Genomic DNA, 5,361 nt, shown 5'->3' with positions numbered 1-5,361 from the left:
TCACATGGGGAAACCCCACACTACCATCGGCGATGCATCGTTTCACTACTGAGTTCGGGATGGGATCAGGTGGTTCCAATGCTCTATGGTCGTCAAGCGATTCAGCGGAGATGTCGTGCTGCTTGCGCGGCTCGCTACCTCGAATTGGGTATGTGATGTCTTGGTTTGTAGTTGTGCAAATTTTCGGCTGTTGCAGTCTTCATAGAGACACACAAACATCAAATTGTTTGGGTGTTATATGGTCAAGCCTCACGGGCAATTAGTATTGGTTAGCTCAACGCCTCACAGCGCTTACACACCCAACCTATCAACGTCGTAGTCTTCGACGGCCCTTTAGGGAACTCAAGGTTCCAGTGAGATCTCATCTCGAGGCAAGTTTCCCGCTTAGATGCTTTCAGCGGTTATCTTTTCCGAACATAGCTACCCGGCAATGCCACTGGCGTGACAACCGGAACACCAGAGGTTCGTCCACTCCGGTCCTCTCGTACTAGGAGCAGCCCCTCTCAAATCTCAAACGTCCACGGCAGATAGGGACCGAACTGTCTCACGACGTTCTAAACCCAGCTCGCGTACCACTTTAAATGGCGAACAGCCATACCCTTGGGACCGGCTTCAGCCCCAGGATGTGATGAGCCGACATCGAGGTGCCAAACACCGCCGTCGATATGAACTCTTGGGCGGTATCAGCCTGTTATCCCCGGAGTACCTTTTATCCGTTGAGCGATGGCCCTTCCATACAGAACCACCGGATCACTAAGACCTACTTTCGTACCTGCTCGACGTGTCTGTCTCGCAGTCAAGCGCGCTTTTGCCTTTATACTCTACGACCGATTTCCGACCGGTCTGAGCGCACCTTCGTACTCCTCCGTTACTCTTTAGGAGGAGACCGCCCCAGTCAAACTACCCACCATACACTGTCCTCGATCCGGATAACGGACCAGAGTTAGAACCTCAAGGTTACCAGGGTGGTATTTCAAGGTTGGCTCCACGCGAACTGGCGTCCACGCTTCAAAGCCTCCCACCTATCCTACACAAGTAAACTCAAAGTCCAGTGCAAAGCTATAGTAAAGGTTCACGGGGTCTTTCCGTCTAGCCGCGGATACACTGCATCTTCACAGCGATTTCAATTTCACTGAGTCTCGGGTGGAGACAGCGCCGCCATCGTTACGCCATTCGTGCAGGTCGGAACTTACCCGACAAGGAATTTCGCTACCTTAGGACCGTTATAGTTACGGCCGCCGTTTACCGGGGCTTCGATCAAGAGCTTCGCGTTAGCTAACCCCATCAATTAACCTTCCGGCACCGGGCAGGCGTCACACCCTATACGTCCACTTTCGTGTTTGCAGAGTGCTGTGTTTTTAATAAACAGTCGCAGCGGCCTGGTATCTTCGACCGGCATGGGCTTACGCAGTAAATGCTTCACCCTCACCGGCGCACCTTCTCCCGAAGTTACGGTGCCATTTTGCCTAGTTCCTTCACCCGAGTTCTCTCAAGCGCCTTGGTATTCTCTACCTAACCACCTGTGTCGGTTTGGGGTACGGTTCCTAATTACCTGAAGCTTAGAAGCTTTTCCTGGAAGCATGGCATCAACCACTTCGTCATCTAAAAGATAACTCGTCATCAGTTCTCGGCCTTGATTTCCCGGATTTACCTAAGAAATCAGCCTACCACCTTAAACACGGACAACCAACGCCGTGCTGGCCTAGCCTTCTCCGTCCCTCCATCGCAGTAATTAGAAGTACGGGAATATTAACCCGTTTCCCATCGACTACGCATTTCTGCCTCGCCTTAGGGGCCGACTCACCCTGCGTCGATTAACGTTGCGCAGGAAACCTTGGTCTTTCGGCGTGGGAGTTTTTCACTCCCATTGTCGTTACTCATGTCAGCATTCGCACTTCTGATACCTCCAGCAAGCTTCTCAACTCACCTTCACAGGCTTACAGAACGCTCCTCTACCGCTCATCCTAAGATGAACCCGTAGCTTCGGTGTATGGTTTGAGCCCCGTTACATCTTCCGCGCAGGCCGACTCGACTAGTGAGCTATTACGCTTTCTTTAAAGGGTGGCTGCTTCTAAGCCAACCTCCTAGCTGTCTAAGCCTTCCCACATCGTTTCCCACTTAACCATAACTTTGGGACCTTAGCTGACGGTCTGGGTTGTTTCCCTTTTCACGACGGACGTTAGCACCCGCCGTGTGTCTCCCGTGCTGACACTTGCTGGTATTCGGAGTTTGCATCGGTTTGGTAAGTCGGGATGACCCCCTAGCCGAAACAGTGCTCTACCCCCAGCAGTGATACACGAGGCGCTACCTAAATAGCTTTCGAGGAGAACCAGCTATCTCCGAGCTTGATTAGCCTTTCACTCCGATCCACAGGTCATCCGCTAACTTTTCAACGGTAGTCGGTTCGGTCCTCCAGTTAGTGTTACCCAACCTTCAACCTGCCCATGGATAGATCGCCCGGTTTCGGGTCTATACCCAGCGACTGTCGCCCTATTAAGACTCGCTTTCGCTACGCCTCCCCTATTCGGTTAAGCTCGCCACTGAATATAAGTCGCTGACCCATTATACAAAAGGTACGCAGTCACCCAACAAAGTGGGCTCCCACTGCTTGTACGCATACGGTTTCAGGATCTATTTCACTCCCCTCTCCGGGGTTCTTTTCGCCTTTCCCTCACGGTACTAGTTCACTATCGGTCAGTCAGTAGTATTTAGCCTTGGAGGATGGTCCCCCCATATTCAGACAAAGTTTCTCGTGCTCCGTCCTACTCGATTTCATTGATAAGAGAATTTCGTGTACGGGGCTATCACCCACTACGGCGGCACTTTCCAGAGCCTTCCACTATTCTCAAATCAACTTAAGGGCTAGTCCCCGTTCGCTCGCCACTACTAAGGGAATCTCGGTTGATTTCTATTCCTCAGGGTACTTAGATGTTTCAGTTCCCCTGGTTCGCCTTACACACCTATGTATTCAGTGTGTAATAACCAGCTTATGCTGGCTGGGTTCCCCCATTCAGAGATCTCCGGATCAAAGTCTGTTTGCCGACTCCCCGGAGCTTATCGCAGGCTACAACGTCTTTCATCGCCTCTGACTGCCAAGGCATCCACCGTATGCGCTTCTTCACTTGACCATATAACCCCAAGCAATCTGGTTATTGTCTCTAACGTGAAGACGACATTCGCCGAAAATTTGCAATTGAGAACTACAAATTTTACCTTGACCAAATTAATTACCAGTGAAAGTAATTAATCAGTCACTTCTATCACATACCCAAATTTTTAAAGAACGATTTTCTTACTGGTCAAAGACCAGAAATCAACATTCATCTACTCTAAGTAGGAACGCTCATTTCTGAACTCTCAACGAGGCTGTATATGGTGGAGCCAAGCGGGATCGAACCGCTGACCTCCTGCGTGCAAGGCAGGCGCTCTCCCAGCTGAGCTATGGCCCCATATTCTTACAAGGCCAAACCCCACAACAATTGGTGGGTCTGGGCAGATTCGAACTGCCGACCTCACCCTTATCAGGGGTGCGCTCTAACCAACTGAGCTACAGACCCAATCGTCTTTCTCAATGAATCAAGCAATTCGTGTGGGAACTTATGAAGAAGCTGAAGTCTTCGATTAAGGAGGTGATCCAGCCGCAGGTTCCCCTACGGCTACCTTGTTACGACTTCACCCCAGTCATGAATCACACCGTGGTAACCGTCCCCCTTGCGGTTAGACTAGCTACTTCTGGTGCAACCCACTCCCATGGTGTGACGGGCGGTGTGTACAAGGCCCGGGAACGTATTCACCGTGACATTCTGATTCACGATTACTAGCGATTCCGACTTCACGCAGTCGAGTTGCAGACTGCGATCCGGACTACGATCGGTTTTATGGGATTAGCTCCACCTCRCGGCTTGGCAACCCTTTGTACCGACCATTGTAGCACGTGTGTAGCCCTGGCCGTAAGGGCCATGATGACTTGACGTCATCCCCACCTTCCTCCGGTTTGTCACCGGCAGTCTCCTTAGAGTTCCCACCATTACGTGCTGGTAACTAAGGACAAGGGTTGCGCTCGTTACGGGACTTAACCCAACATCTCACGACACGAGCTGACGACAGCCATGCAGCACCTGTGTCTGAGTTCCCGAAGGCACCAATCTATCTCTAGAAAGTTCTCAGCATGTCAAGGCCAGGTAAGGTTCTTCGCGTTGCTTCGAATTAAACCACATGCTCCACCGCTTGTGCGGGCCCCCGTCAATTCATTTGAGTTTTAACCTTGCGGCCGTACTCCCCAGGCGGTCAACTTAATGCGTTAGCTGCGCCACTAAGAGTTCAAGACTCCCAACGGCTAGTTGACATCGTTTACGGCGTGGACTACCAGGGTATCTAATCCTGTTTGCTCCCCACGCTTTCGCACCTCAGTGTCAGTATCAGTCCAGGTGGTCGCCTTCGCCACTGGTGTTCCTTCCTATATCTACGCATTTCACCGCTACACAGGAAATTCCACCACCCTCTACCGTACTCTAGCTCAGCAGTTTTGAAAGCAGTTCCCAGGTTGAGCCCGGGGATTTCACTTCCAACTTACTGAACCACCTACGCGCGCTTTACGCCCAGTAATTCCGATTAACGCTTGCACCCTTCGTATTACCGCGGCTGCTGGCACGAAGTTAGCCGGTGCTTATTCTGTCGGTAACGTCAAAGTAGCAACGTATTAAGTTACTACCCTTCCTCCCAACTTAAAGTGCTTTACAATCCGAAGACCTTCTTCACACACGCGGCATGGCTGGATCAGGCTTTCGCCCATTGTCCAATATTCCCCACTGCTGCCTCCCGTAGGAGTCTGGACCGTGTCTCAGTTCCAGTGTGACTGATCATCCTCTCAGACCAGTTACGGATCGTCGCCTTGGTGAGCCTTTACCTCACCAACTAGCTAATCCGACCTAGGCTCATCTAATGGCGCGAGGCCCGAAGGTCCCCCGCTTTCTCCCGTAGGACGTATGCGGTATTAGCGTCCGTTTCCGAACGTTATCCCCCACCACTAGGCAGATTCCTAGGCATTACTCACCCGTCCGCCGCTCTCAAGAGAAGCAAGCTTCTCTCTACCGCTCGACTTGCATGTGTTAGGCCTGCCGCCAGCGTTCAATCTGAGCCATGATCAAACTCTTCAGTTCAATACTGCTTGGGTTTTGAAAAAACCCTAAACTTAGCTCAGCAATCGACAAAAAACTCTCAAATTAACGAGTGTTACTTGTGATGCTGATAATCTTGCGACTAGCAGTCTTACCTCACAAGCACCCACACGAATTGCTTGATYCAGTTGTTAAAGAGCGGGTGGTTAAGYCTTTCGTCTCAACCGAGGCGCGCATTCTACAG

At 51.2% G+C, this 5,361-nt stretch carries 2 tRNA genes and 3 rRNA genes; all 5 read right to left on the bottom strand.

The window, feature by feature from the left end:
* Positions 1–97: ribosomal RNA gene (gene rrf / locus P3C18_RS20595) — 5S ribosomal RNA — on the bottom strand; the annotation flags it as partial.
* A 141-nt stretch (positions 98–238) separates the two neighbouring features.
* Positions 239–3,128: ribosomal RNA gene (locus tag P3C18_RS20590) — 23S ribosomal RNA — on the bottom strand.
* A gap of 245 nt (positions 3,129–3,373) precedes the next feature.
* Positions 3,374–3,449 (bottom strand) — tRNA-Ala (locus P3C18_RS20585).
* Between the two features lie 31 nt (positions 3,450–3,480).
* Positions 3,481–3,557 (bottom strand) — tRNA-Ile (locus P3C18_RS20580).
* Positions 3,558–3,622: 65 nt separating this feature from the next.
* Positions 3,623–5,159, bottom strand: a 16S ribosomal RNA gene (locus P3C18_RS20575).
* Positions 5,160–5,361: the final 202 nt, after the last annotated feature.

Origin of the sequence: Pseudomonas sp. 1928-m (genome assembly GCF_029269135.1) — a bacterium.
In the GTDB taxonomy this organism is placed as follows: Bacteria; Pseudomonadota; Gammaproteobacteria; order Pseudomonadales; family Pseudomonadaceae; genus Aquipseudomonas.
The sequence above is the reverse complement of the archived record's forward strand: the minus strand, read 5'-3'. Positions and strand labels throughout refer to the sequence as shown.